Here is a 20,920-nt window from a genome sequence, read left to right as displayed (position 1 = left end):
TGCCCTGCGGACGGCATCTCTGACTGATGGTCACGTTTGCTGACGACCGGCCCCGGGCAAGGCGTTTCGCCCTCCTCTACCGCATGTCACCTGTCACGGCAACAGGTACCCGGACCGGCCTCCGCATCGGCATCCGGAGGGCTACGCTCAAGGTCTGTACGTCATTCGGGCGACTTGGGGAGGTAGCGGGATGACGGAGGTACGGTCCACGGCGGCCGCCTCGGCCTCGCTGTGGGAGCGCGACGAGGAGGTCGCCGCCGTCGTACGGGCCATCGACACCCTGGGCGCGGACAGCTCCTCCTCGGGCAGCCTGCTGATGATCCGGGGCGAGGCGGGCTTCGGGAAGACCGCCCTGCTCGCCCGGACCCGCCGCCTCGCCGAGGAACGCGGCTGCACGGTCTGGTCGGCGCGCGGCGGCGAGACCCTCCGGTCCGTCCCCTTCAACGTCGTACGACAACTGCTGCAGCCCGTCCTGATGTCGCTGATGCCGGAGGAGGCCCGCGAGTACCTGGGCGACTGGTACGACATCGCGGGCCCCGCCCTCGGCCTCACGGAACCCGGGGAGCGGCAGGCCGACCCGCAGGGCGTCACCGACGGCCTGGTCTCCGCGGTCCGTCGGCTGGCCCGCCGTGACTGGCCACTGGTCCTGCTCGTCGACGACGCCCACTGGGCCGACCAGGAGACCCTGCGCTGGCTCGCCGCCTTCGCCGAGCGGCTCGACGACCTCTCCGTCCTGGTCGTCGTCGCCCGCCGCCCCGGCGAGATCAGCGGCGAGAGCGCCCGGCTTCTCGACGCCGTCGCCGCCACCGCCGGACTGCCCGCCACCACCCTGAGCGCCCTGACCCCGGCCGCCACCGCCGGACTCACCCGCGCCACCCTCGGCGCGCACGCCGACGCCGCGTTCTGCCGCGAGGTCTGGGCCGTCACCGCCGGCAACCCCTACGAGGCCGTCGAGCTCCTCGCCAAAGTGCGGGACAGCGACCTGGAGCCCGCCGAGGGCGCGGCCGGCGAACTGCGCGCCCTCAACCGCGCGGCCCGCGGCGGCGGACTCGTCGCTCGCCTGGAGGAACTCGGCATCAACGCCACCCGGTTCGCCTGGGCGGCGGCCATCCTCGGCACCGGCATCAACGTCGGCCTGGTCGCCAAACTCGCCACCCTCGGCGACGAGGAGGCCGTGCGCTGCGCCGAACTCCTCGGCAGCGCCCGAATCCTCACCGCCCCCGACCCGGCGAACGGCCGGTCCGACCACGGCGACCTGGAGTTCGTCCACCCGCTGATCGCCACCGCCGTCTACGAGTCCATCCCGCCCGCCCTGTGCACCGCGATGCACGGCATCGCCGCCCAGGTCGTCACCGACTCCGGGCTCGGCGCGGCGGCGGCTGCCCGCCATCTCCTCCAGGTCCACCCGGACGACGACGAGGAACTCGTCGAGCAGCTCCGCGAGGCCGCCCGCGAGCACCTCGCCGTCGGCGCCCCCGACGCCGCCCGCCGCTGCCTGGAGCGGGCCCTGCTGGAACCCCCGCAGCCCGAGGCACACGCGCGCGTCCTCTTCGAACTCGGCTGCGCCACCCTCCTGACCGCGCCCGCGAAGACCATCGACCACCTCCAGACCGCGCTCGCCATGCCGGGCCTCGACGGCGACGAACGCGTCGACGCCGTCTTCCGCCTCTCCCAGGCGCTCCTGCACAACGACCAGCTGGAGGAGGCCGTCCGCACCGTCGAGACGGAGGCCGCCCGGCACGCGGCCGGGCCCGCCCGGATGCGACTGCAGGCCGTCCAGTACATGTGGGAGGGCCTCTACGCGGGCGACGCCGCCTCACCCGGCCGCTCGGCCCGCCTCGCCGAACTCGCCGCCACCTGCACCGGCCGGGACAACTCCGAGCGCGCCCTGCTCATGCTCCGCGGCTTCGACGCCATGACCCACGGCGAGAGCGCCGAGGAGGTCGTCGCCCTGTGCGACCGCGCCCTCGTCAACGGCCGGCTCGCGCCCGGACTCGGCTGGACCGACACCGAGTGGGGCCTCGAACTGCTCCTGATGCTCGCCAACGCGTACGCCTACACCGACCGGCTCGACCGCGCCGACACCCTGTACACGGAAGCCCTGCGCGCCTACGAGTCGGCCGGCTGGAGCGGCGGCCACCTCGCCCTGGCGCACGCCTATGTCGGACTCGGCCACCGCAGGCGCGGCCGGCTCCGGGAGGCCGAGACCTCCCTGCGCGAGTCGCTGCGCCTGGCCGAACGCGTCGGCCGCGGGCTGCCCCTGTACTGGAGCGCGACCTGCAACCTCGTCGACACGCTGCTCGCCCGCGGCCATGTCGAGGAGGCCTGGGCGATCGCCGAACAGTACGGCTTCGCCCCGCCCTACCCGTCTACCATCGTGCTGCCCGACCCGCGCTCCGTGCGCGGCCGGCTGCTGCTCGCCGTCGGCCGCACCAAGGACGGCATCAACGAACTGGAGGCCGCCGAGAAGGCGGCGGCCGTCCGCGGCCACCACAACCCGGTCCTCGTCCCCTGGGCCTTCGACCTCGCCCGCGCGCTCGCCACCGAGGACCCGGGCCGCGCCGCGCGGCTCGCCACCGACGTCCGTCGGCACGCCGAGCGCCTCGGCACCGACACGGCCATCGGCGAGGCCCTGCGCTGCGCCGCCGCCCTGGAGACCGGCCAGCGCGCGGTCCGGCTGGCCGCGCAGGCGGTCGCCTACCTGGAGGCCTCGCCCTGCCAGTACGAACACGCGGCGGCCCGCGTCGAGTACGGCACCCTCGCCCGCTCGGTCGCCGAACTCAACCGGGGCCTGGCACTGGCCCGTTCCTGCGGCGCGGACGGACTGGCGGCACAGGCGAGAGCGGTCCTGGAGACGGGGCGCGGGCTGCGGTAGTCCGGAGGGACACGCCGGTCCGTGGGGCCGCGGCGGGTCGTGGGGTCGCGGTGGTGGTGGCGGTCCGGCGGACGGCGGCGCTCGCGGGTGGGGCCGTGCTCAGAGCGCCAGAAGCTGGTCGGTGACCGCCGTCAGCCGCTTCTGTACGTCCCTGTCGTACGCCGCCTCGTGCGCCCGCGCCGCCCGCGTGCCGTCGAAGTAGCCGCCGCTGCCCCGCTCCCGGGTGGCCAGCGCCAGGACGCCCGGGGCGCCGTCCGCGACGGAACTCAACGGACTGACACCGCCCTCGCGGACCATCGCCGTGTCCATGAAGGTCGCCGGATGCAGCACGTTCACCGCGACACCGGTGCCCTCCAGCTCCTCGGCGAGGGCGAACGTGTGCGCGGCGAGCGCGAACTTCGCGCGGCAGTACGCCGGGAAACCGCCGTAGCCACGGGTGAACTCGGGATCGTCGAAGGCGAGCGGCTCCTGGCCCGCCGAGCCGACGTTCACGATCCGGGCCGGCGGGTTGGCGCGCAGCACCGGCAGCAGGGCCCGGGTCAGCACGACCGGCGCCAGGTAGTTCACGGCCAGCCGCAGTTCGTGCCCGTCGGCGCTCAGCTCGCGCCCCGAACCGGGCGAACCGCCGCCCACACCCGCGTTGTTGACCAGCACATCCAGCTCGGGATGCGCCTCGGCGACCCGGTCGCCCAGCTCGCGCACCCGCGCCAGCGAGGCCAGATCGGCGACGAACCCCTCGGCCGCGCCCTCACCGCGCAGCTCCTCGACCAGCCGCTCGGTACGGGTGGCGTCACGGCCGTGGGCGAGGACGAGATGCCCGGAGCGGACCAGTTCGAAGGCGAGGTACCGGCCGAGCCCGGAGGTGGCACCGGTGAGCAGAATCGTGGACATGCCTCCACCGTAGGCAGACGTAGGCAGGCTGCGGGGGCGGGTGCGTGGTGCTGGTGAGGCTACGACCAGCAGGGTCACCCAGGGCTGCCGTCCTCCTCGGCCAGCACCCGCTGTGCCGCCGCGAACGCCGAGTTCGCCGCCGGGACCCCGCAGTACACGGCCGTCTGCAGCAGGACCGCGCCGATCTCCTCGGGGGTGAGGCCGTTGCGCCGGGCCGCCCGGACATGCATGGCCAGCTCGTCGTAGTGGCCGTGCGCGACCAGCGCCGTCAGTGTGATCATGCTGCGCTCGCGGCGGCTGAGCGTCGGGTCGGTCCAGATCTCGCCCCACGCGTAGCGCGAGATGAAGTCCTGGAAGCGTGCGGTGAAGGGGGTCTGCCGGGCCTGTGCCCGGTCCACGTGTGTGTCCCCGAGAACCTCGCGCCGCACCTCCATGCCGCGCGGGGCGACCCCGTCGAGGTGGGCCCGCAGGACGGTCAGGACGGCCTCGGGACACTGCGCCGCCGCCAGGTGCGAGGCGCCCGGCAGCTCCACCAGCGTGGCCCCCGGCACCGCGTCCGCGATCTCCCGCAGATGGGCCGGCGGGGTCGCGGGATCCTCACGGCCGGCGACCAGCAGGGTGGGCGCGGAGATCTCCCCCAGCCGGTCCCGCAGGTCGAACGCGCCCAGCGCGTCACAGCAGGCGGCATACGCCTCGGGATCGGCGTCCCGGTGGTCCCGGACCAGCTCCGGCACGGTGAACCCGGGCGTGAACCAGCGCGCCTGAGCGCTCTCCACCAGCCAGTCCATGCCCTCGGCGCGGACCCGCGCGGCCCGCTCCTCCCAGGCCTTCGCGCCGTTGAAGTGGGCCGAGGAACAGAGCACGGCGAGCGACGACACCCGCTCCGGGTGGTGCACGGCGAGATGCAGGCCCACCGCACCGCCCAGCGACACCCCGGCGTACGCGAACCGTTCGACGCCGAGGGAGTCGGCGAGCGCGAGGACCAGGCCGGCCAGGTCACCGACGCTCGCCCCGGGCCCGATCAGGTCGGCCGCCGAGCCGCCGTGGCCCGGCAGGTCCCAGCGGATCACCCGGTGGGCGATGGACAGTTCGGGCGCGACCTTGTCCCACAGGGCGAACGAGGTGCCGAGCGAGGGCCCGAGCAGCAGCGGGGGAGCGGAAGCGGGCCCTTCGGCACGGTGGTTGAGGAGGGTGTCGGTCAACGTCGCTCCAGAGCACGGTCGGTGAGGACTCCGGCGGAGCCGGTGTAGCGGGCGGGGTCGGTGGCTGCGTCGAGGTCGACGTCTTTCAACTCCGGTTCTTCAGCGAGGAGTTCGGCCAGCGAACGGCCCTCGGAGTAGGTGCGCCGGGCGAGGTCCGTCAGCAGGGCCTTGGCGCGCGCACGCCCGAGCGCTGGGGCCAGCTCGGCGGAGAGCCGCTCCGTGACGATCAACCCGTGGGTGAGGTCGAGGTGTTCACGCATGGCGTCCGCGTGCACCCGCAGTCCCGCGGTGAGTTCGGCGGCGTCCCGGGCAGCGCCGCCGACCAGCCGCAGCAGGTCCCGCAGCGGTTCCCACTCGGCGTGCCAGGCCCCGGCCGGCCGCTCGTCCTCGGCGGCCAGCGACCCGTACAGCGTCGCCGCGAGCTGCGGGGCCCGTCGCGCCGCGGCGGCGATCAGCGTGGACCGTACGGGATTCGCCTTGTGCGGCATGGCGGACGAGCCGCCGCCGCTGCCCTCGGCGACCTCGGCGATCTCGGTCCGGGACAGCGTGAGGACGTCCACGGCGACCTTGCCCAGCGCGCCCGCGGTGAACGCCAGGCACCCGGCTAGGTCGGCGACCGGGGTACGCAGGGTGTGCCAGGGCAGCGACGGCACGGCGAGCCCGGTCTCCTGGGCGAAGGGCGCGAGCAGCACGGTCGGGTCGTCGGCGCCGTACGCCGTGAAGGCCGCCAACGTACCGGCGGCTCCGCCCAGTTGGGCGGGCAGCGAGCCGCGTACCGACGCCACCCGGTCCCGGGCGTCCAGCACCAGCGAACGCCACCCCGCGGCCTTCAGCCCGAACGTCGTCGGTACGGCGTGCTGGGTGAGTGTCCGTCCCGGCATCGCGGTGTCGCGGTGCTCGGCGGCGAGGCGGGCCAGCGCCCGCTCGGTGCGGCCGAGGTCGGCGAGGACCGGTTCCAGCGCGCGCACGGCGACCAGCATCGTCGCCGTGTCCATGATGTCCTGGCTGGTCGCGCCCCGGTGGACGAACGGGCCGTACACATCGCCGACGGCCTGCGTGAGGTCGGCGACGAGGGGGATGACCGGATTCCCGCCGGCCCGGGCGCGATCCGCCAGCGACCGCACGTCGAAACGGCTCGCGTCCGCCGCCCGGGTCACCGCCGCCGCCGCCTCGGCCGGAGCGAGTCCCAGCGCGGCCTGGGCCCGGGTCAGCGCGGCCTCCGCGTCCAGCAGCGCCTGGAGGTAGGCGCCGTCACCGGTCGCGGAGGCGGCGGAGGAGCCTGCCCGACCGGGGGCGAGCAGGCCGAGGTCGTCGGGATCGACTGGGGGCACCTCCCGCCCGAAGGGTGGGGGAGTCACTGGAACTCCAGGAAGACCGTCTCGCCTTCGCCCTGAAGGCGGATGTCGAAACGGTACGTGCCGTCGCCCTGCAGGGCCGCGACCAGCGTGTCGCGTCGCTCCGCGGGCAGCCGCGCGAGCAGCGGGTCCGCGGTGAGCGCGGCCTCGTCGCCCGGCAGGTAGATCCGGGTGTACAGGTGCACCAGCAGCCCGCGCGCGAAGACGCACACGCTGACGTACGAGGCGCTCTGTCCGCGCGAGCCGGGCCACAGGGTGCGGGCGGACCAGTGGCCGTTGGCGTCCGTCTGGACGCGGCCCCAGCCGGTGAACTCCACGCCGTTGCGGCCGAGGAAGCCGCCGGTCGCGGGGTCGCGCCGCATGGAGCCGTCGGCCGTCGGCAGGTTGCCCTCCGGGTCGGGGCCCCACAGTTCGAGGAACGCGTCCGGCAGCGGATTGCCCTCGCCGTCGTACACGTACCCCTGCACGGCGATGGTGTCCGGGTGGCCGACCGGGGCGATGTCGCCGCCGCCGGGGAACGGCAGGGCATGACCGTAGAACGGGCCGACCGTGTGCGACGGGGTGGGCAGCACGGTCTCCGGACGGCTCGGGTCGATCTTCGTCATGGCAGGTCAGCGCCCTTCTTCGATCCAGGTGGCCTGCGGTCCGTCGAGCACGATGTCCCAGTGGTAGCCCATTGAGAACTCCGGCACCGACAGACCGTGGTCGTACGTCGCCACCAGCCGCCGGCGGGCCGCGTCGTCCGTCACCGACTGGATGATCGGGTCGTAGGGGAACAGCGGGTCGCCCGGGAAGTACATCTGCGTCACGAGCCGCTGGGTGAACGCCGAGCCGAACAGCGAGAAGTGGATGTGGGCCGGCCGCCAGGCGTTGACGTGCTGGCGCCACGGGTACGGGCCCGGCTGGATCGTCGTGAAGTGGTAGTGCCCGTGGTCGTCGGTCAGGGTGCGGCCCACGCCGGTGAAGTTCGGGTCCAGCGGGGCGTCGTGCTGCTCGCGCTGGTGGGCGTAGCGGCCCGCCGAGTTGGACTGCCATATCTCGACCAGCTGACCGCGCAGCGGGCGCCCGCCGCGGTCGAGCAGTCGCCCGGAGACGGTGATGCGCTCGCCGATCGGCTCGCCGTGGTGCTGCCGGGTCAGGTCGTTGTCGAGCTCGGTGATGTCCCGCTCCCCGAACGCGGGGGAGTGCAACTCCACCAGCTCCGGGTCCTTGCCGACGTCGATGGTGATCGGCGGCTGCTCGGGGTGGCGCAGGACCGACGAACGGTACGGCGCGTAGTCGCGGCGCGGCTGGTGCTCGACGGGCGCGCCGTCGGCGACACGCTTCTCGTAGGCGGCGTGCTCGGCGGCGATTTCCTGGTCGATGTCGTGCTGGGTGAGTGTCATGGGGAGGTCCTGTGGGTTCCTGACGTTCGCGTGGGAACAGGGTCGGGATGACGCGCCCCCAAGGGGCGCGGGGCTGTGTCGACAGGTGGCTCCGGCGCGTGGGCGCGGCCGGCCACACACGGCCCGCGGTCGCGGGCGATGCTCAGCGCTCCAACACGAGGGCGAGTCCCTGACCGACACCGATACACAACGTGGCGACGCCGACTCCGCTTCCACGACGGGCCAGTTGGTGGGCGACCGTGCCGGCAAGCCGCGCACCGGAGGCGCCCAGCGGATGCCCGAGGGCGATGGCGCCCCCCTGCGGATTGAGGATCGCCGGATCGAACTCGGGCCACTCGGCCACGCAGCCCAGCACCTGGGCGGCGAAGGCCTCGTTGAGCTCCAGCACCGACAGATCGTCAAATGCCTTGCCCGCCTTGGCGAGGGCCCGGTTGACGGCCTCGACGGGGGCGAGCCCGAAGTAGTGCGGGTCGAGGGCGTTGACCCCGGTCGCGGAGATCCGGGCGAGGGGTTCGCGGCCGGTGGCCCTCAGGCCGTCCTCGTCGACGAGGAGCAGCGCGGCGGCGCCGTCGTTGAGGGGCGAGGCGTTGCCCGCGGTGACCGTTCCGTCGGAGGTCCGGAAGGAGGGCTTGAGCCGGGCCATCGCCGCCAGGGAGGCATCCGGGCGTACGCACTCGTCGGCGCCGAAGACGACCGGCTCACCCTTGCGCTGTGGGATCGGCACGGGTGCGAGCTCGGCGTCGAACAGGCCCTCGGCCTGGGCGCTGGCCGCCTTCCGGTGGCTGTGCAGCGCGAACTCGTCCTGCTGCTCACGGCTGATCTTGTGCTTGTCGGCGATGAGTTCGGCCGACTCGCCCAGCGGGATCGTCCACTGCGGCTCCATCCTCGGGTTGACCATGCGCCAGCCCAGCGTGGTGGAGAACAGCTCGGTGTGCCCGGCGGGGAACGGCCGGTCGTTCTTGGGCAGGACGTACGGCGCCCGGGTCATCGACTCCACGCCACCGGCCACGGCGACGGAGGCGTCCCCGACCGCGATGGCGCGGGCGGCCTGGATGACGGCCTCCAGCCCCGACGCGCACAGCCGGTTGACGGTCACGCCCGGCACGGTGGTGGGCAGTCCGGCGAGGAGGGCGGCCATGCGGCCGACGTTGCGGTTCTCCTCGCCGGCGCCGTTGGCGTTGCCGAAGTACACGTCCTCGATCCGGGACGGGTCCAACTCCGGTGTCCGGGCGAGGAGTTCACGGATGGCGTGGGCGCCGAGGTCGTCCGGGCGGACGGCGGCGAGGGCGCCGGTGTAGCGGCCGATCGGGGTGCGGACCGCGTCGACGACGTAGACGGTCTTCACTTCGGGTCCTCCGCGACGGTCAGTTTGGCATCGGTCTTGGCGGTGATCTCGTCGACGCTGACACCGGGCGCGGTCTCGACGAGCGCCAGGCCGTCCGCGGTGACGTCCAGGACGCCGAGGTCGGTGATGATCCGGTTCACACACGCCTTGCCCGTGAGCGGCAGCGCGCACTCGGCGAGGATCTTCGGCGAGCCGTCCTTGGCGGTGTGGGTCATCACGACGATGACGGTGCGGGCGCCGTGGACGAGGTCCATCGCGCCGCCGATCCCGGTGATCATCTTGCCGGGGACGGCCCAGTTGGCCAGGTCGCCCCGCTCGGAGACCTGCATGGCGCCCAGCACGGCGACATCGATGTGCCCGCCGCGGATCATGCCGAAGGACAGCGCCGAGTCGAAGAAGGAGGCACCCGGCAGCACGGTGACGGTCTCCTTGCCCGCGTTGATCAGATCGGGGTCGACCCGGTCCTCGGCGGGATAGGGGCCGGTGCCCAGGATGCCGTTCTCCGACTCCAGGATCACCTCGACGCCCTCGGGCAGGTGGTTCGGGATCAGCGTCGGCAGCCCGATGCCGAGATTGACGTACTGCCCGTCCCGCAGTTCGCGCGCCGCCCGCGCGGCCATCTCTTCCCGCGTCCACGCCATCAGTCGCTCACCGTCCGCCGCTCGATCTTCTTGTCCGCCGCCTGCTCCGGGGTGAGCGCGAGGACGCGCTGCACGAAGATGCCGGGCAGGTGCACCGCGTCGGGATCGATCTCGCCCGGCTCGACCAGTTCCTCCACCTCGGCGATCGTCACCCGGCCGGCCATCGCGGAGAGGGGGTTGAAGTTCCGCGAGGACTTGTTGAAGACGAGGTTGCCGTGCCGGTCGCCCTTCGCCGCCCGCACCAGCGCGAAGTCGGTGCGGATGCCGTGCTCCAGCACGTAATGGGTGCCGTCGAACTCCCGCACCTCCTTCGGGGGAGACGCGAGGGCGACGCCGCCGGAGCCGTCGTAGCGCCAGGGCAGTCCGCCCTCGGCGACCTGCGTGCCCACCCCGGCGGGGGTGTAGAAGGCGGGGATGCCGGCGCCGCCGGCCCGCAGCCGCTCGGCGAGCGTGCCCTGCGGGATCATCTCGACCTCCAGCTCACCGCCGAGGTACTGGCGGGCGAACTCCTTGTTCGCGCCGATGTAGGAACCCGTCACCCGGGCGATCCGCCCGGCCGACAGCAGCACGGCGAGACCGGACTCCATCGCCCCGCAGTTGTTCGAGACCACGCTGATCCCGGTGACCCCCCGCTCGAACAGCGCCTCGATCAGCACGTTCGGCACACCGCTCAGACCGAAACCGCCCACCGCGAGCGACGCGCCGTCCGGCACATCGGCCACCGCCTCCAGGGCCGTGGCGACCACCTTGTCCATCCGTGAAGCCCCATCCCGTCCATGCGCCCGTCGTCCAGCAATTAGTCAGGGCACTGATGATTTCAGCGAGGTGTCCTTCACGCTGCCACCGGAGCGCCGGGGCGTCAAGAGTCAGGAGAAAGACGAGGTCGGATCGCCTGGGCGGGACCGCAGACAGTCGATGCTCCGCCCGGTATTGTTCAGTGCACCAACGAATGCAACCTCGGGAGCGCACATGGCCGCGGTGGACCTCACCACCCACCCCGGGCACCTGGCCCGGCGGCTCCAGCAGGCCCACTACCTGCTGTGGAACACGATGGTCTCCGAGGAGATCACCTCACCGCAGTTCGCGGTCCTCAACGCGCTCGTCGGGGAACCGGACCGCCTGGACCAGCGGACCGTCGGGGAGCGCGTGGGGCTGGACCGGTCGACCATCGCCGAGGTGATCAGCCGGCTAGGCCGGCGCGGCCTCCTCGACAAGGTGCGCGACCCGCAGGACGGCCGGCGCTTCCTGCTGCACCTCACCGACGAGGGCCTGCGCACCCACCGCAAGCTGACCGTGCGCACCGCCCGGATGAACCAGGTGTTCCTGGCCCCGCTCTCGGCCACCGAACAGTCCGTGTTCTTCGACCTGATCCAGCGGGTCTCGGACGCCGCCGAGGGGCTCCGCAACCCGACGGAACCCCTCCTCACCCAGCCCTGAGGCCGTTCAGCCGGTCATGGCCGCTTCACCAGCACCACCCACACCTGCCCCTTGGCGAAGTTCACCGGCGCACCGGCGTCCGTCGTGAACTCGGTGCCCTCCGCGGCCTTCGCGCGCGACCAGTTCACGTCGTAGGACCGCCCGCCGCGCAGCACCTCCGCCGTCCCCGAACCGACCGTCTCGGTGTACGGCGTGTTGTTGCCGAGGAAGTCGTGGAAGGCGGACTTGCGGACCTTCACGTACTGGACGACGACGGTGGCCGGAGCCACCCGCTTCCCGTCGGTCGTCACCGTCGGTGTGCCGTCCGTCGAGAGCAGCCAGCGGGAGCGGTCCGCGGACCAGGTGAAGGTGAAGCTCGCCGACGGGTAGCGCACGGTCCGCGAGGTCTCCTTCCGTCCCCCGGAGGGTGCGGCGCCGTAGCGGAAGCCCGTGGTCAGCGCGTCCGCGCCGGGTGCCTGGGACAGCAGCCGGCCCGGGCGCAGGTAGAGGTTGTGCGGGGAGGGCTTGTCGGTGCCGCGGTAGTAGGCGCCGGGCGCCTTCTCGGGCGTCTTCGCGGCCAGCGGGGCCTTGTTGATCGACGGCATCAGCTTGCCCTGGGCGCCGGAGAAGGCGAGCGTCGGCCGGTCGAACTGGCGGAGCAGCTCCAGGTCGGACTCGCGGGCGCTGCGCACCGGGCCGACGGCCTTCGGCAGCTTCGTCGCGTACACCGCCATCAGCCGGCTGAGCCCGCCCTCGACCTGCTCGGCGTACACGATGTCCGCGGAGTTGAGACCCGTCTGGGGCCGGGCCGCGCGCACGTTGTCGATCTTCACGGCCAGCACGGGGCCGGCCGTGGCGGCGCTCTCGCTCGGGCTCGCGCCGGGGCTCTCGCTGCCGCTCTCGGCGGGCTTGCGCAGCTGCCCGCGCCCGTCCTCGGCAGTGCCGCGTCCGCCCGTGCAGCCCGCCGCCATCGAGGCGGTCGCCGCCACGGCCAGCAGCGCCACCGCCGTACCGGCGCGTCGCGTGCGCGCCTTGTGTCCCATGCCCACCGTGGCCACCCGTCTGTTGTTAATGATTGTGCGCTTATAAGTTCATTGGTGCCCATACCCGCTCGGTTCTGATTGCGCGCGTCGAATACGCCGATCGGCTCAGACATGGCGGTTCACGGGGGTGGCGCCCGGGTACTCGGGCGCCACCACGGACCGGAACACGTCGACGTGAACCAGGGAGCACGTGATGAGGGCAGTGACCTGGCAGGGCAAGCGGGACGTACGGGTGGAGACCGTGCCCGATCCGACGATCCAGGAGCCGACGGACGCCGTCATCCGCGTCACCTCCACCGGGCTGTGCGGCTCCGACCTGCATCTGTACGAGGTGCTCACCGCGTTCATGACACCGGGCGACATCCTCGGCCACGAGCCGATGGGCATCGTCGAGGCGGTCGGCGCCGGAGTGCCGGACCTCTCGGCGGGCGACCGGGTCGTGGTGCCCTTCCAGATCGCCTGCGGCACCTGCTGGATGTGCATGACCGGCCTGCCGACCCAGTGCGAGACCACCCAGGTCACCAGCGAGGGCATGGGCGCCGCCCTGTTCGGCTACACCCGCCTCTACGGCTCGGTCCCCGGCGCCCAGGCGGAGTACCTGCGCGTCCCGCAGGCACAGTTCGGCCCGATCAAGGTCCCCGAGGGCCCGCCCGACGACCGCTTCGTCTACCTCTCCGACGTCCTGCCCACCGCCTGGCAGGCGGTCGCCTACGCCGAGGTCCCGCAGGGCGGCAGCGTCGCCGTGCTGGGCCTTGGACCCATCGGTGACATGGCCTGCCGCATCGCCCTACTACGCGGCGCAGGGCGGGTGTTCGGGGTGGACCTGGTGAGCGAGCGACTGCGCCGGGCCAAGGACCGGGGCGTGGAGACGTACGACCTCAGGAGCTTCGACCACGAGAAGGAACTGATCCAGGCGATCCGCGACGAGACCGACGGCCGCGGCCCCGACGCGGTGATCGACGCCGTCGGCACCGAGGCCCACGGCAGCGCCGCCGCCCGCCTCGCCCAGCAGGCCTCCGCGCTGCTGCCCCGGAAGATCGGCGGGCCGTTCGCCGAACGCTTCGGCGTCGACCGGCTCGCCGCCCTGTACACCGCCATCGAACTGGTGCGCCGCGGCGGCACGCTCTCCCTGGTGGGGGTGTACGGCGGCATGGCGGACCCGCTGCCGATGCTCACCATGTTCGACAAGCAGATCCAGATCCGGATGGGCCAGGCCAACGTGCGCCGCTGGAGCGACGAGATCATCCCCTACCTCATCGACGAGGACCCGCTCGGCGTCGACGACTTCGCCACCCACCGGCTGCCGCTCACGGACGCACCGCACGCCTACGAGATGTTCCAGCGGAAGCAGGAGGGCGCGGTCAAGGTGCTGATGACGCCGTGAGCCCCGCGCGAAGGGCTGCCCGCGCCGCCGGTCAGGAGCCGCCGAGGATCTCGCCCAGGTCGTAGCGGACCGGCTCCTCCAACTGCGCGTACATGCAGCTCTCGGGGGTGCGGTCCGGGCGCCAGCGGCGGAAACGCGCCGTGTGCCGGAACCGCGTGCCGTTCTCCATGTGGTCGTACGCCACCTCCGCCACCCGCTCCGGCCGCAGCGCCACCCACGACAGGTCCTTCTTGCCCGACCAGCGGCTCGGCGCGCCAGGCAGCCGGGCACCCTCGTGCGCCGCCTCGTCGGACCAGGCCGCCCACGGATGCCCCCTCACGTCGTCCATGCGCAGCGGCTCCAGCTCCTCGACCAGCTCGGCGCGCCGCTTCATGGCGAAGGCGGCGGACACGCCCACATGCTGGAGGGCGCCCTCGTCGTCGTAGAGACCGAGCAGCAACGAGCCCACGACCGGGCCGCTCTTGTGGAACCGGTAGCCGGCCACGACGACATCCGCCGTCCGCTCGTGCTTGATCTTGAACATGGCGCGCTCGTTCTGGAGATAGCGCACGGTGCGCGGCTTGGCGACGACACCGTCCAGGCCCGCCCCCTCGTACTGCTCGAACCACCGCCGAGCCACCTCGATGTCGGTCGTCGCCGGCGCCACGTGCACCGGCGCCGGCACGTCGGCCAGGGCCATGGTCAGCAGCGCCCGCCGGTCCCCGAGCGGTACGTCGAGCAGCGACTCGTCCGCCAGCGCCAGCAGGTCGAAGGCGACGAACGAGGACGGTGTCCGCTCGGCCAGCGTCCGCACCCGGGACTCCGCCGGGTGGATGCGCTCGGTCAGCGCGTCGAAGTCCAGCCGCCCGTCCCGCGCGATGACGATCTCCCCGTCCAGTACGCACCGCGGCGGCAACCGCTCCCCGAGAGCCGCCACCAGTTCGGGGAAGTACCTGGTCAACGGCTTGCCCGAACGGCTGCCCAGCTCGATCTCGGGCCCGTCACGGAACACGACCGCCCGGAACCCGTCCCACTTCGCCTCGTACTGCATACCCGGCGGGATGGCCGCCACCGACTTGGCGAGCATGGGCTTCACGGGCGGCATCACCGGCAGATCCATGGTCCGACTCTAGGAGCGGTCCGTGGCACCCGCCTCTTGAGCCGCCACCCACGAAGGCCAGGTCAGGGGGGCCTGTACGGCGGTGACGCGGGGGCATCCCCCTGCCCCTGCCTCTTCTTCCGAGTCGAGGACCTGGACGCCGCGGTGTCCGGGGTGCGTGAGCCGGGCGGCACCGCGGAGGCCTCGGGGAGGAGGGCGAGGCGTCGGCCCGCCCGGTTCGGCCGCCTCAGCCTGTGCCGTGACGACCAGGTGTCCGCCTTCGCGCTGCATCGGCCACCGAGGGGACGGTGACGCCGGAGACGGCAGAGGCATCCGGTGTGCGAGGTATGTCCGGTGCGCCTACCGTGGCTCGCATGGGCGAAGCGGTGGAACTGGAGGCGGGCGGCCGGGCCGTACGGCTGTCCAGCCCCGACAAGGTCTTCTTCCCGGAGCGCGGCTTCACCAAGCTGGACCTGGCCCGCTACTACCAGGCCGTCGGCCCCGGCATCCTGCGCGCTCTGCGCGACCGCCCCACCACCCTGGAGCGCTACCCGGACGGTGTGGGCGGCGAGTCCTTCTTCCAGAAGCGGGCGCCCAAGAACATGCCCGACTGGATCCCGACCGCCCACATCACCTTCCCCAGCGGTCGAAGCGCCGACGAGATGTGCCCCACCGAGGAGGCCGCCGTGCTGTGGGCCGCCCAGTTCGGCACCCTCACCTTCCACCCGTGGCCGGTGCGCCGCGACGACGTGGACCGCCCCGACGAACTGCGCATCGACCTCGACCCGCAGCCGGGCACCGACTACGACGACGCCGTCCGGGCGGCCCTGCGACTGCGGGACGTACTGGAGGAGTTCGGCGGTCTGCGCGGCTGGCCCAAGACGTCCGGCGGGCGCGGTCTGCACGTCTTCGTACCGATCGAACCGAGATGGACCTTCACCCAGGTCCGGCGCGCGGCCATCGCCGTCGGGCGCGAGCTGGAACGCCGGATGCCCGACCGGGTGACCATCAAGTGGTGGAAGGAGGAGCGGGGCGAGCGCATCTTCGTCGACTACAACCAGACGGCCCGGGACCGCACGATCGCCTCCGCCTACTCGGTACGGCCGCACCCGCACGCCCAGGTCTCCGCACCCCTGTGCTGGGAGGAGGTGGGCGAGGCGCACCCGCAGGACTTCGACATCGCGACGATGCCGGCCCGCTTCGCCGAACTCGGCGATGTGCACGCGGACATGGACGACCACGCCTTCTCGCTGGAGGCGCTGCTGGAGCTGGCCCGGCGGGACGAGCACGAGCACGGGCTCGGTGACCTGCCGTACCCGCCCGAGTACCCGAAGATGCCGGGGGAGCCCAAGCGGGTGCAGCCGAGCCGGGCGAAGAAGGACACCGAGAAGCACGCCGAGAAGGAGGCGCCTCCGTCGGAGGCGCCTCCCGCGGAACCTACAGCTCCTTGATCCTGATGTCCCGGTACGAGACCACGTCCGTCGTCCCGTGCACCTGGAGCCCGAGGTAGCCGGAGGCGAACCGCCGACCGTCCGTGCCCGGGTCGTCCGAGCGCGCCGGGACGAAGTCCTGACCGCCGAGGTTGTCGAACTCGTTGATCAGCACACCGTTGCGGTAGACCGAGTAGTGCTGGTCCACCACCCGGATCTCGTAGTCGTTCCAGGTGCCCTTCTGGGTGACGCCGGCCCCGGCGAGGCCCACCCGGTCGAAGCCGTAGACCGAGCCCGTCTTGTACATGTCCCCGTCGGGCCGGTCGAACACCTGCACCTCGTGCCCGTACTTGATGGCGGCCCACTCCGGCCGTGACTCCTCCGGATGGTCGAGGATCCACGGGAACCGTACGAACACACCGGAGTTGGCGTTGCCGGTGCCGGGAGCGTCGTCACGCCACTGCAGCCGGAGCGAGAAGTCGCCGTACTTGCGCTGCGGGTACCACAGCATGCCGAGCCCGTCCTTTGTGGTGCCGGAGGTGATCGACCCGTCGGCGTTCGGCGCGAACGAACCGCCGCCCACCTGCTGCCACTTGGCGAAGGAACCCGCGCTGCCGTCGAGGATCGTGCGGTAGCCCTCGGTCTGTCCGGGCCTGCCGATCCCCGACTCGCGGGCGGCCCCGTCGATCGCGTCGTACTCGCGCTCGTCGAGGACGCCTTCCTTGAACAGCTTGTCGAGGACCGTCGTGACGTGCTTCAGGAACAGCGCATGGGACGTCCACTCCTTCTCGTCCTCGATCAACTCGTTGATCATGCACCGGCTCTTGGTGACCCGGTTCGGCACACCCGAGTCGACCGTGCCGACGATCACCGTCAACCGCTCGTCGTACTCGGGGCAGTTGGGCGCGGGCACCCCGCCCCCGGTGGTCACGACGAAGCTGACCGTGCGGGCGGCGGAGGTGTTGCCCGCCTTGTCGGTCGCCCGGTAGGCCACGGTGTGCGTGCCGGCCCGGTCGACCACCACGGGTGCGGTGTAGGCGAGATAGGGCCCGCCGTCGAGCGAGTACTCGATCCGGTCGACGCCCGACCCACCGTGCTCGTCGGTGGCGCTCACGGTCACCCTGGCGTTCCCGACGTACGCCCCGTCGGAGTTCCGGGTGCCGTCGAGGGTCACCCCCGTCACCGGCGGGGTGGTGTCCCGCGGAGCCGCCGCGACGACGGTGAACCGCACACTCTTCTCCGCGGCGGCGTTGCCGGCCTTGTCGGTGGCCCGGTAGCGCACGGTGTGGGTGCCGACCTGGTGCACCATCACGGGGGCGGTGTACGGCTGCCAGGCGCCGGAACCGACCGCGTACTCGATGGTGTTGACGCCGGAACCGGTGTCGGAGGCGCTCACCGTGACCGTCGCCATGTCGACGTACGTCCCGTCCGCGTTCCGCTCACCGCTCACGGTCGCCGAGGTGTCCGGCGGTGCCGTGTCGTCCGAGGGCGGCGGGACGACCGTGAACTCGACGCTCTTCTCGGCCGACACGTTGCCCGCCTTGTCGAGGGCGCGGTACCGGACGGTGTGGCTGCCGACCTGGTCGACGACGACGGGTGTGGTGTAGGGCAGCCAGTCGACCGAGTCGCCGACCGCGTACTGGACGGTGTCGACGCCGGATCCGCCCTCGTCGGTCGCGCCGATCGCGACACTCGCCGAGCCGACGTACTCGCCCTGCGCGTTCTGGGCGCCGGTCACCTGGGCCGACGCCACGGGCGGTGTGGTGTCCTCGCCGGTGCCCTCGGTCACCACGAGGATGCCCTGCATCTGGCCGTGCCCCGGGATCGTGCAGTGGTAGAAGTAGCGGCCCGGGGTGAGCGTGACCTCGGCGGTGTGGCGGCCGTCCTGGTCGTCGCCCGGGTTGGCGAGGATGTTGAGCGGGACGTCGTCGTTGAACTCGGGGTCGGACGTCGCGAAGGTCAACGTGTGCGGCATGCCGGTGGTGTTGCCGGTCGCCGTGCTGTTCTCGAAGACGATCGTCGCCGTCCCCGCCACCGCCGTCGTCGGAGCCGAGTCGTACCGGGTGATGTCGTCGCCGGCGGTCCAGGTGAGCACCTGGGCGGCGGCGGCCCCCACCCGTTCGGGCTGTGCGGAGACCGGCACCGCCTGGAGCCCGAGCATGGTCAGCAGGGCGGCCAGCAGGGCCGTCCAGATTCTTCGTTGCCGTGTCACCGCGTCCCCCTCGCCAGCTGGTCGGCGGCCGGGGTGGGCCCGCCTCCCGTGTAGGTGATCCGCCACAGTGCCGACCGGGAGTCCGAGGTGAAGAAGCCGCGGCCGTAGTCGAGGACGTACAGCGCGCCGTCCGGACCGAACTTCCAGTCCATGAGGTTCTTGATGCCGTCGTTGCCGATCGGCACGATCTTCTTCAGTGACTCCGAGTGGACCGGCAGACCGCCGGTGCCGTGGTTCTTCGGATCGGTGATGACCGCGTTGCGCGGCTGGTCGGCGTCGTAGAAGTCGCCGACGAACCACTTGCCGTCCCAGTAGGAGGGCCACTTGACGGTGCTCGTGGCCGCGGCGGTGTCGTACCGGTAGACCGGCCCGTTCATCGCGGCCTGACCGCCGCCCTTGAGCCACGGCAGCAGATAGGTGGCCTCCTCCTGCTTGTAGGAGGGGATGCCGTTCGCGTCACGCGGGTAGTCCGGGGCGCCGCCCTGGGGCGAGTACCAGATGTTGTTGCCGGTGACGGGCGGCAGGTTGACGAGGCCGTCGTTGTTCGGCGACTCGTTCTTCGGGTGGTCGCAGTCGTACCATCCGAGCGGCTGTTCGGGGTTGGGCAGGTTGCGGTCCCGGTAGGGCTGCTTGTTGCCCATGCAGTACGGCCAACCGCGGTTGCCCGCCTCGGTGATGACCGCGAACGTGTCGTACTTGGCAGGCCCCCAGGTCGTCGACGGCGCACTCGCGTCGGGGCCGACCCAGCCCGCGTAGAGGACGTCGGTCTTCTTGTCGACGGAGATCCGCGCCGGGTTGCGGACACCCATCACATAGATCTCGCCGCGGGTCTTCCCACCGCCCTCCTCGGTCTCCCGGCCGGTGAAGAGGTTCCCCTCGGGGAGCGTGTACGTCCCGTCGGACTCCGGGTGGATGCGCAGGATCTTGCCGTTGAGGTTGTTGGTGTTGCCGGCGGTGCGGCGCGCGTCGGCGAAGGAGACGCCCTTGTACGCGGGCTGCGGGTTGTTGCCGGAGTAACCGCCGCTGAATCCGCTGGAGTTGTTGTCACCCGTGGCGATGTACAGATTGCCCTGGGAGTCCCAGGCCATCCCACCACCCGAGTGGCAGCAACTGTGCACCTGCACCGGCCACTTGAGCAGCACCTTCTCACTGCCCAGGTCCAGCTTGCCGGTGGCGCGGGCGAGCGTGAAGCGGGAGACGCGCCGCTCGGCGATCCGGGTGTCCCGGTTCAGCTGGGAGTGGGGTGTGTAGTGCAGGTACACCCAGCCGTTCTCCTCGAAGCGCGGGTCGATCTCGATGCCGAGCAGACCCTCCTCGACCTTGACGAGTTCGTCGCCGCCGCCCTTGTTGCCGAAGACCGTCAACTCGCCCGCCAGGGTGACCTTCTTGGTCGCGGGGTCGTAGATGTGGATCTGCCCCTTGCCCTTGCCGATGTCGGGGTTGTTCCAGTCGGTGACCACGGGCTGGGCCGAGTCGGCGCCGCCCCGGCCGATGTAGAGCACCCGGCCGTCGGGCGCGGTGACCAGTCCGTGCGGCTCGCCGATCTGGTCGTTCTGCCCCGCCTGGTTGGGCTGGGTGAGCCGCTCCGCCTTGTAGCTCGCGTTGATCGTCGCCTTGCAGTCGGCCTGGGTCAGCCGGGTGGTCCACAGCAGCGCGCCGCGCAGATGCGCGCGGAAGTCCGTCTCGTCGTACGAGGACACGGTGCCGCCCATGCCGGTGTAGAAGGAACGCCCGCCGTCGTAGTTCCGGCACCAACTCACCGGGTGGTCCCAGCCGTTGGCGCTCGCACCCGGCTGGTAGGTCGACTCCCGTACACGGGCGACCGTGTGCACGTCGCCGGACGGGTTCTTCACCCAGTTGAGCCACCGGTCGGGGCGCTTCCACTGGACCGGCAGATCCTTGGTGGCCGGGTGCTGCCGGTCGCCGACCTCGACGGTGGCCCGCTGCACGCCCGTCGGGCTCGACGCGGCCGGACGGGCGCCGACGAGGCCGGTGAACCAGTCCGAGTACGGTTCCGCGCGGGCCGCGTCATGGATGCCGAGGAAGCCGCCGCCGGCCTCCATATAGGCCTCCAGGCCCGCTTCCTGGTCGGGGTCGAGGACATCGCCGCCACCGGTCAGGAAGGCGATGGCGTTGTAACTCCCCAGCCTGGTCCCGTCGGTGAAGACCGAGGGATCGCCGGTGGCCTCGACGTCGAAGCGCTGGTTCGTCGGTCCGGACAGACCGATCCCCTCGATCGCCGCGATCCCGGCGTTGACGACCGGCGACTCCTCGCCGGCCGCCGCGGAGCCATGGAAGATCAGCACCCGCACGTTCCCGCCGCCCGGCGGCGCCTTCACGGACATCGTTGTCGAGGACGGCTCCGGGGCCGGACGCGCGCTCGCGGCAGGTCCCGACACCAGTCCGGCGGTGACGATCCCGGCGGTCACGGTGGCCGCCCAGGCCCGTCTTCTCGTGTGTCTCCCACTTCTCTCGCTCAACCCTCGTAAGTGCATGGGCACCTCCTCGGTCACAGCAACAGCGCGTTGGAAGCTAGACCTCTTTGCGCAACTCGCCAATACCTATGACCGAGTTGGAGCGAACTTTGTCCTGAGTGTGGATAAACAGGAGGGCGGCCGGTACCGTCTCACCGGTTCATCACAGGTGCGTCCGGGCAAGTTCCG

Annotated in this window: 16 protein-coding genes; 4 read left to right on the top strand and 12 right to left on the bottom strand. The window is 72.0% G+C overall.

Annotated elements, in window-relative coordinates; all coding sequences use genetic code 11:
* Nucleotides 1–190 precede the first annotated feature (190 nt).
* Nucleotides 191–2,875, top strand: coding sequence for an ATP-binding protein (locus tag ACZ5VD_RS08125; protein ID WP_468681451.1), 2,685 nt, complete (start codon nucleotides 191–193; stop codon nucleotides 2,873–2,875).
* 99 nt (nucleotides 2,876–2,974) lie between these two features.
* On the opposite strand, the gene ACZ5VD_RS08120 is transcribed toward ACZ5VD_RS08125, so the two are convergent.
* The 8 genes from ACZ5VD_RS08120 to ACZ5VD_RS08085 form a co-directional block, all read right to left on the bottom strand.
* The gene (locus ACZ5VD_RS08120) at nucleotides 2,975–3,766 is read right to left on the bottom strand and encodes an SDR family NAD(P)-dependent oxidoreductase (protein ID WP_468551340.1); all 792 of its coding nucleotides are present in this window, start codon (nucleotides 3,764–3,766) and stop codon (nucleotides 2,975–2,977) included.
* 74 nt (nucleotides 3,767–3,840) lie between these two features.
* Nucleotides 3,841–4,968: a bifunctional 3-oxoadipate enol-lactonase/4-carboxymuconolactone decarboxylase PcaDC gene (pcaDC, locus tag ACZ5VD_RS08115; protein ID WP_468681449.1), complete on the bottom strand. Its 1,128-nt coding sequence runs from the start codon at nucleotides 4,966–4,968 to the stop codon at nucleotides 3,841–3,843.
* Nucleotides 4,965–6,299, bottom strand: a complete 1,335-nt coding sequence (pcaB, locus tag ACZ5VD_RS08110) for a 3-carboxy-cis,cis-muconate cycloisomerase (protein WP_468681447.1) — start codon at nucleotides 6,297–6,299, stop codon at nucleotides 4,965–4,967. Before pcaB ends, pcaDC begins: the two co-directional genes overlap by 4 nt.
* Before the next feature lie 23 nt (nucleotides 6,300–6,322).
* Entirely contained in the window at nucleotides 6,323–6,928 is a 606-nt protein-coding gene (gene pcaG / locus ACZ5VD_RS08105) for a protocatechuate 3,4-dioxygenase subunit alpha (RefSeq protein WP_468551343.1), read from the bottom strand.
* Nucleotides 6,929–6,934: 6 nt separating this feature from the next.
* Nucleotides 6,935–7,708, bottom strand: coding sequence for a protocatechuate 3,4-dioxygenase subunit beta (pcaH, locus tag ACZ5VD_RS08100; RefSeq protein WP_468681445.1), 774 nt, complete (start codon nucleotides 7,706–7,708; stop codon nucleotides 6,935–6,937).
* 142 nt (nucleotides 7,709–7,850) lie between these two features.
* Nucleotides 7,851–9,053 (bottom strand): thiolase family protein, encoded by a 1,203-nt coding sequence (locus ACZ5VD_RS08095; RefSeq protein ID WP_468681443.1) that lies wholly within the window; start codon nucleotides 9,051–9,053, stop codon nucleotides 7,851–7,853.
* Nucleotides 9,050–9,694 (bottom strand): CoA transferase subunit B, encoded by a 645-nt coding sequence (locus tag ACZ5VD_RS08090; RefSeq protein ID WP_468551346.1) that lies wholly within the window; start codon nucleotides 9,692–9,694, stop codon nucleotides 9,050–9,052. The genes ACZ5VD_RS08095 and ACZ5VD_RS08090 overlap by 4 nt, the downstream gene beginning before the upstream one ends.
* A complete protein-coding gene (locus ACZ5VD_RS08085; protein WP_468681441.1) occupies nucleotides 9,694–10,449 on the bottom strand; it encodes a CoA transferase subunit A in 756 nt (251 codons plus the stop codon). The genes ACZ5VD_RS08090 and ACZ5VD_RS08085 overlap by 1 nt, the downstream gene beginning before the upstream one ends.
* A 214-nt stretch (nucleotides 10,450–10,663) precedes the next feature.
* Here ACZ5VD_RS08085 and ACZ5VD_RS08080 point away from each other — a divergent pair, with 214 nt between their 5' ends.
* Nucleotides 10,664–11,131, top strand: a complete 468-nt coding sequence (locus ACZ5VD_RS08080) for a MarR family winged helix-turn-helix transcriptional regulator (RefSeq protein ID WP_468551348.1) — start codon at nucleotides 10,664–10,666, stop codon at nucleotides 11,129–11,131.
* A gap of 14 nt (nucleotides 11,132–11,145) precedes the next feature.
* On the opposite strand, the gene ACZ5VD_RS08075 is transcribed toward ACZ5VD_RS08080, so the two are convergent.
* Nucleotides 11,146–12,153, bottom strand: a complete 1,008-nt coding sequence (locus tag ACZ5VD_RS08075) for a DUF3048 domain-containing protein (RefSeq protein WP_468681440.1) — start codon at nucleotides 12,151–12,153, stop codon at nucleotides 11,146–11,148.
* Nucleotides 12,154–12,346: 193 nt separating this feature from the next.
* On the opposite strand from ACZ5VD_RS08075, the gene ACZ5VD_RS08070 reads away from it, so the two are divergent.
* Entirely contained in the window at nucleotides 12,347–13,537 is a 1,191-nt protein-coding gene (locus ACZ5VD_RS08070; RefSeq protein WP_468551350.1) for a zinc-dependent alcohol dehydrogenase, read from the top strand.
* A 31-nt stretch (nucleotides 13,538–13,568) separates the two neighbouring features.
* Here the strand turns inward: ACZ5VD_RS08070 and ACZ5VD_RS08065 are convergent, their stop codons facing one another.
* Nucleotides 13,569–14,636 carry an ATP-dependent DNA ligase gene (locus tag ACZ5VD_RS08065; RefSeq protein WP_468681438.1) on the bottom strand — a complete coding sequence of 356 codons (1,068 nt, stop codon included), beginning with the start codon at nucleotides 14,634–14,636 and terminating at the stop codon, nucleotides 13,569–13,571.
* A gap of 353 nt (nucleotides 14,637–14,989) precedes the next feature.
* Between ACZ5VD_RS08065 and ligD the strand changes: the two genes are divergently transcribed.
* Nucleotides 14,990–16,066 carry a non-homologous end-joining DNA ligase gene (ligD, locus tag ACZ5VD_RS08060; protein ID WP_468681435.1) on the top strand — a complete coding sequence of 359 codons (1,077 nt, stop codon included), beginning with the start codon at nucleotides 14,990–14,992 and terminating at the stop codon, nucleotides 16,064–16,066.
* Here ligD and ACZ5VD_RS08055 read toward each other — a convergent pair.
* Together ACZ5VD_RS08055 and ACZ5VD_RS08050 are read right to left on the bottom strand one after the other, a co-directional pair.
* Nucleotides 16,053–18,206, bottom strand: a complete 2,154-nt coding sequence (locus ACZ5VD_RS08055; protein ID WP_468681678.1) for an OmpL47-type beta-barrel domain-containing protein — start codon at nucleotides 18,204–18,206, stop codon at nucleotides 16,053–16,055. The two genes, ligD and ACZ5VD_RS08055, sit on opposite strands and share 14 nt — an antisense overlap.
* A gap of 47 nt (nucleotides 18,207–18,253) precedes the next feature.
* Nucleotides 18,254–20,752 (bottom strand): ThuA domain-containing protein, encoded by a 2,499-nt coding sequence (locus ACZ5VD_RS08050; protein ID WP_468681433.1) that lies wholly within the window; start codon nucleotides 20,750–20,752, stop codon nucleotides 18,254–18,256.
* Nucleotides 20,753–20,920 lie beyond the last annotated feature (168 nt).

This window comes from Streptomyces sp. NPDC032822 (assembly GCF_055578825.1).
The sequence above is the reverse complement of the archived record's forward strand: the minus strand, read 5'-3'. Positions and strand labels throughout refer to the sequence as shown.

Excerpts from the sequence above, each read along its gene's own strand:
- ACZ5VD_RS08125 (WP_468681451.1), top strand. The coding sequence starts at position 191 with ATGACGGAGGTACGGTCCACGGCGGCCGCCTCGGCCTCGCTGTGGGAG.
- ACZ5VD_RS08120 (WP_468551340.1), bottom strand. The coding sequence starts at position 3,766 with ATGTCCACGATTCTGCTCACCGGTGCCACCTCCGGGCTCGGCCGGTAC.
- pcaG (WP_468551343.1), bottom strand. The coding sequence starts at position 6,928 with ATGACGAAGATCGACCCGAGCCGTCCGGAGACCGTGCTGCCCACCCCG.
- pcaH (WP_468681445.1), bottom strand. The coding sequence starts at position 7,708 with ATGACACTCACCCAGCACGACATCGACCAGGAAATCGCCGCCGAGCAC.
- ACZ5VD_RS08090 (WP_468551346.1), bottom strand. The coding sequence starts at position 9,694 with ATGGCGTGGACGCGGGAAGAGATGGCCGCGCGGGCGGCGCGCGAACTG.
- ACZ5VD_RS08085 (WP_468681441.1), bottom strand. The coding sequence starts at position 10,449 with ATGGACAAGGTGGTCGCCACGGCCCTGGAGGCGGTGGCCGATGTGCCG.
- ACZ5VD_RS08080 (WP_468551348.1), top strand. The coding sequence starts at position 10,664 with ATGGCCGCGGTGGACCTCACCACCCACCCCGGGCACCTGGCCCGGCGG.
- ACZ5VD_RS08075 (WP_468681440.1), bottom strand. The coding sequence starts at position 12,153 with ATGGGACACAAGGCGCGCACGCGACGCGCCGGTACGGCGGTGGCGCTG.
- ACZ5VD_RS08070 (WP_468551350.1), top strand. The coding sequence starts at position 12,347 with ATGAGGGCAGTGACCTGGCAGGGCAAGCGGGACGTACGGGTGGAGACC.
- ACZ5VD_RS08065 (WP_468681438.1), bottom strand. The coding sequence starts at position 14,636 with ATGGATCTGCCGGTGATGCCGCCCGTGAAGCCCATGCTCGCCAAGTCG.
- ligD (WP_468681435.1), top strand. The coding sequence starts at position 14,990 with ATGGGCGAAGCGGTGGAACTGGAGGCGGGCGGCCGGGCCGTACGGCTG.
- ACZ5VD_RS08055 (WP_468681678.1), bottom strand. The coding sequence starts at position 18,206 with ATGCTCGGGCTCCAGGCGGTGCCGGTCTCCGCACAGCCCGAACGGGTG.
- ACZ5VD_RS08050 (WP_468681433.1), bottom strand. The coding sequence starts at position 20,752 with ATGCACTTACGAGGGTTGAGCGAGAGAAGTGGGAGACACACGAGAAGA.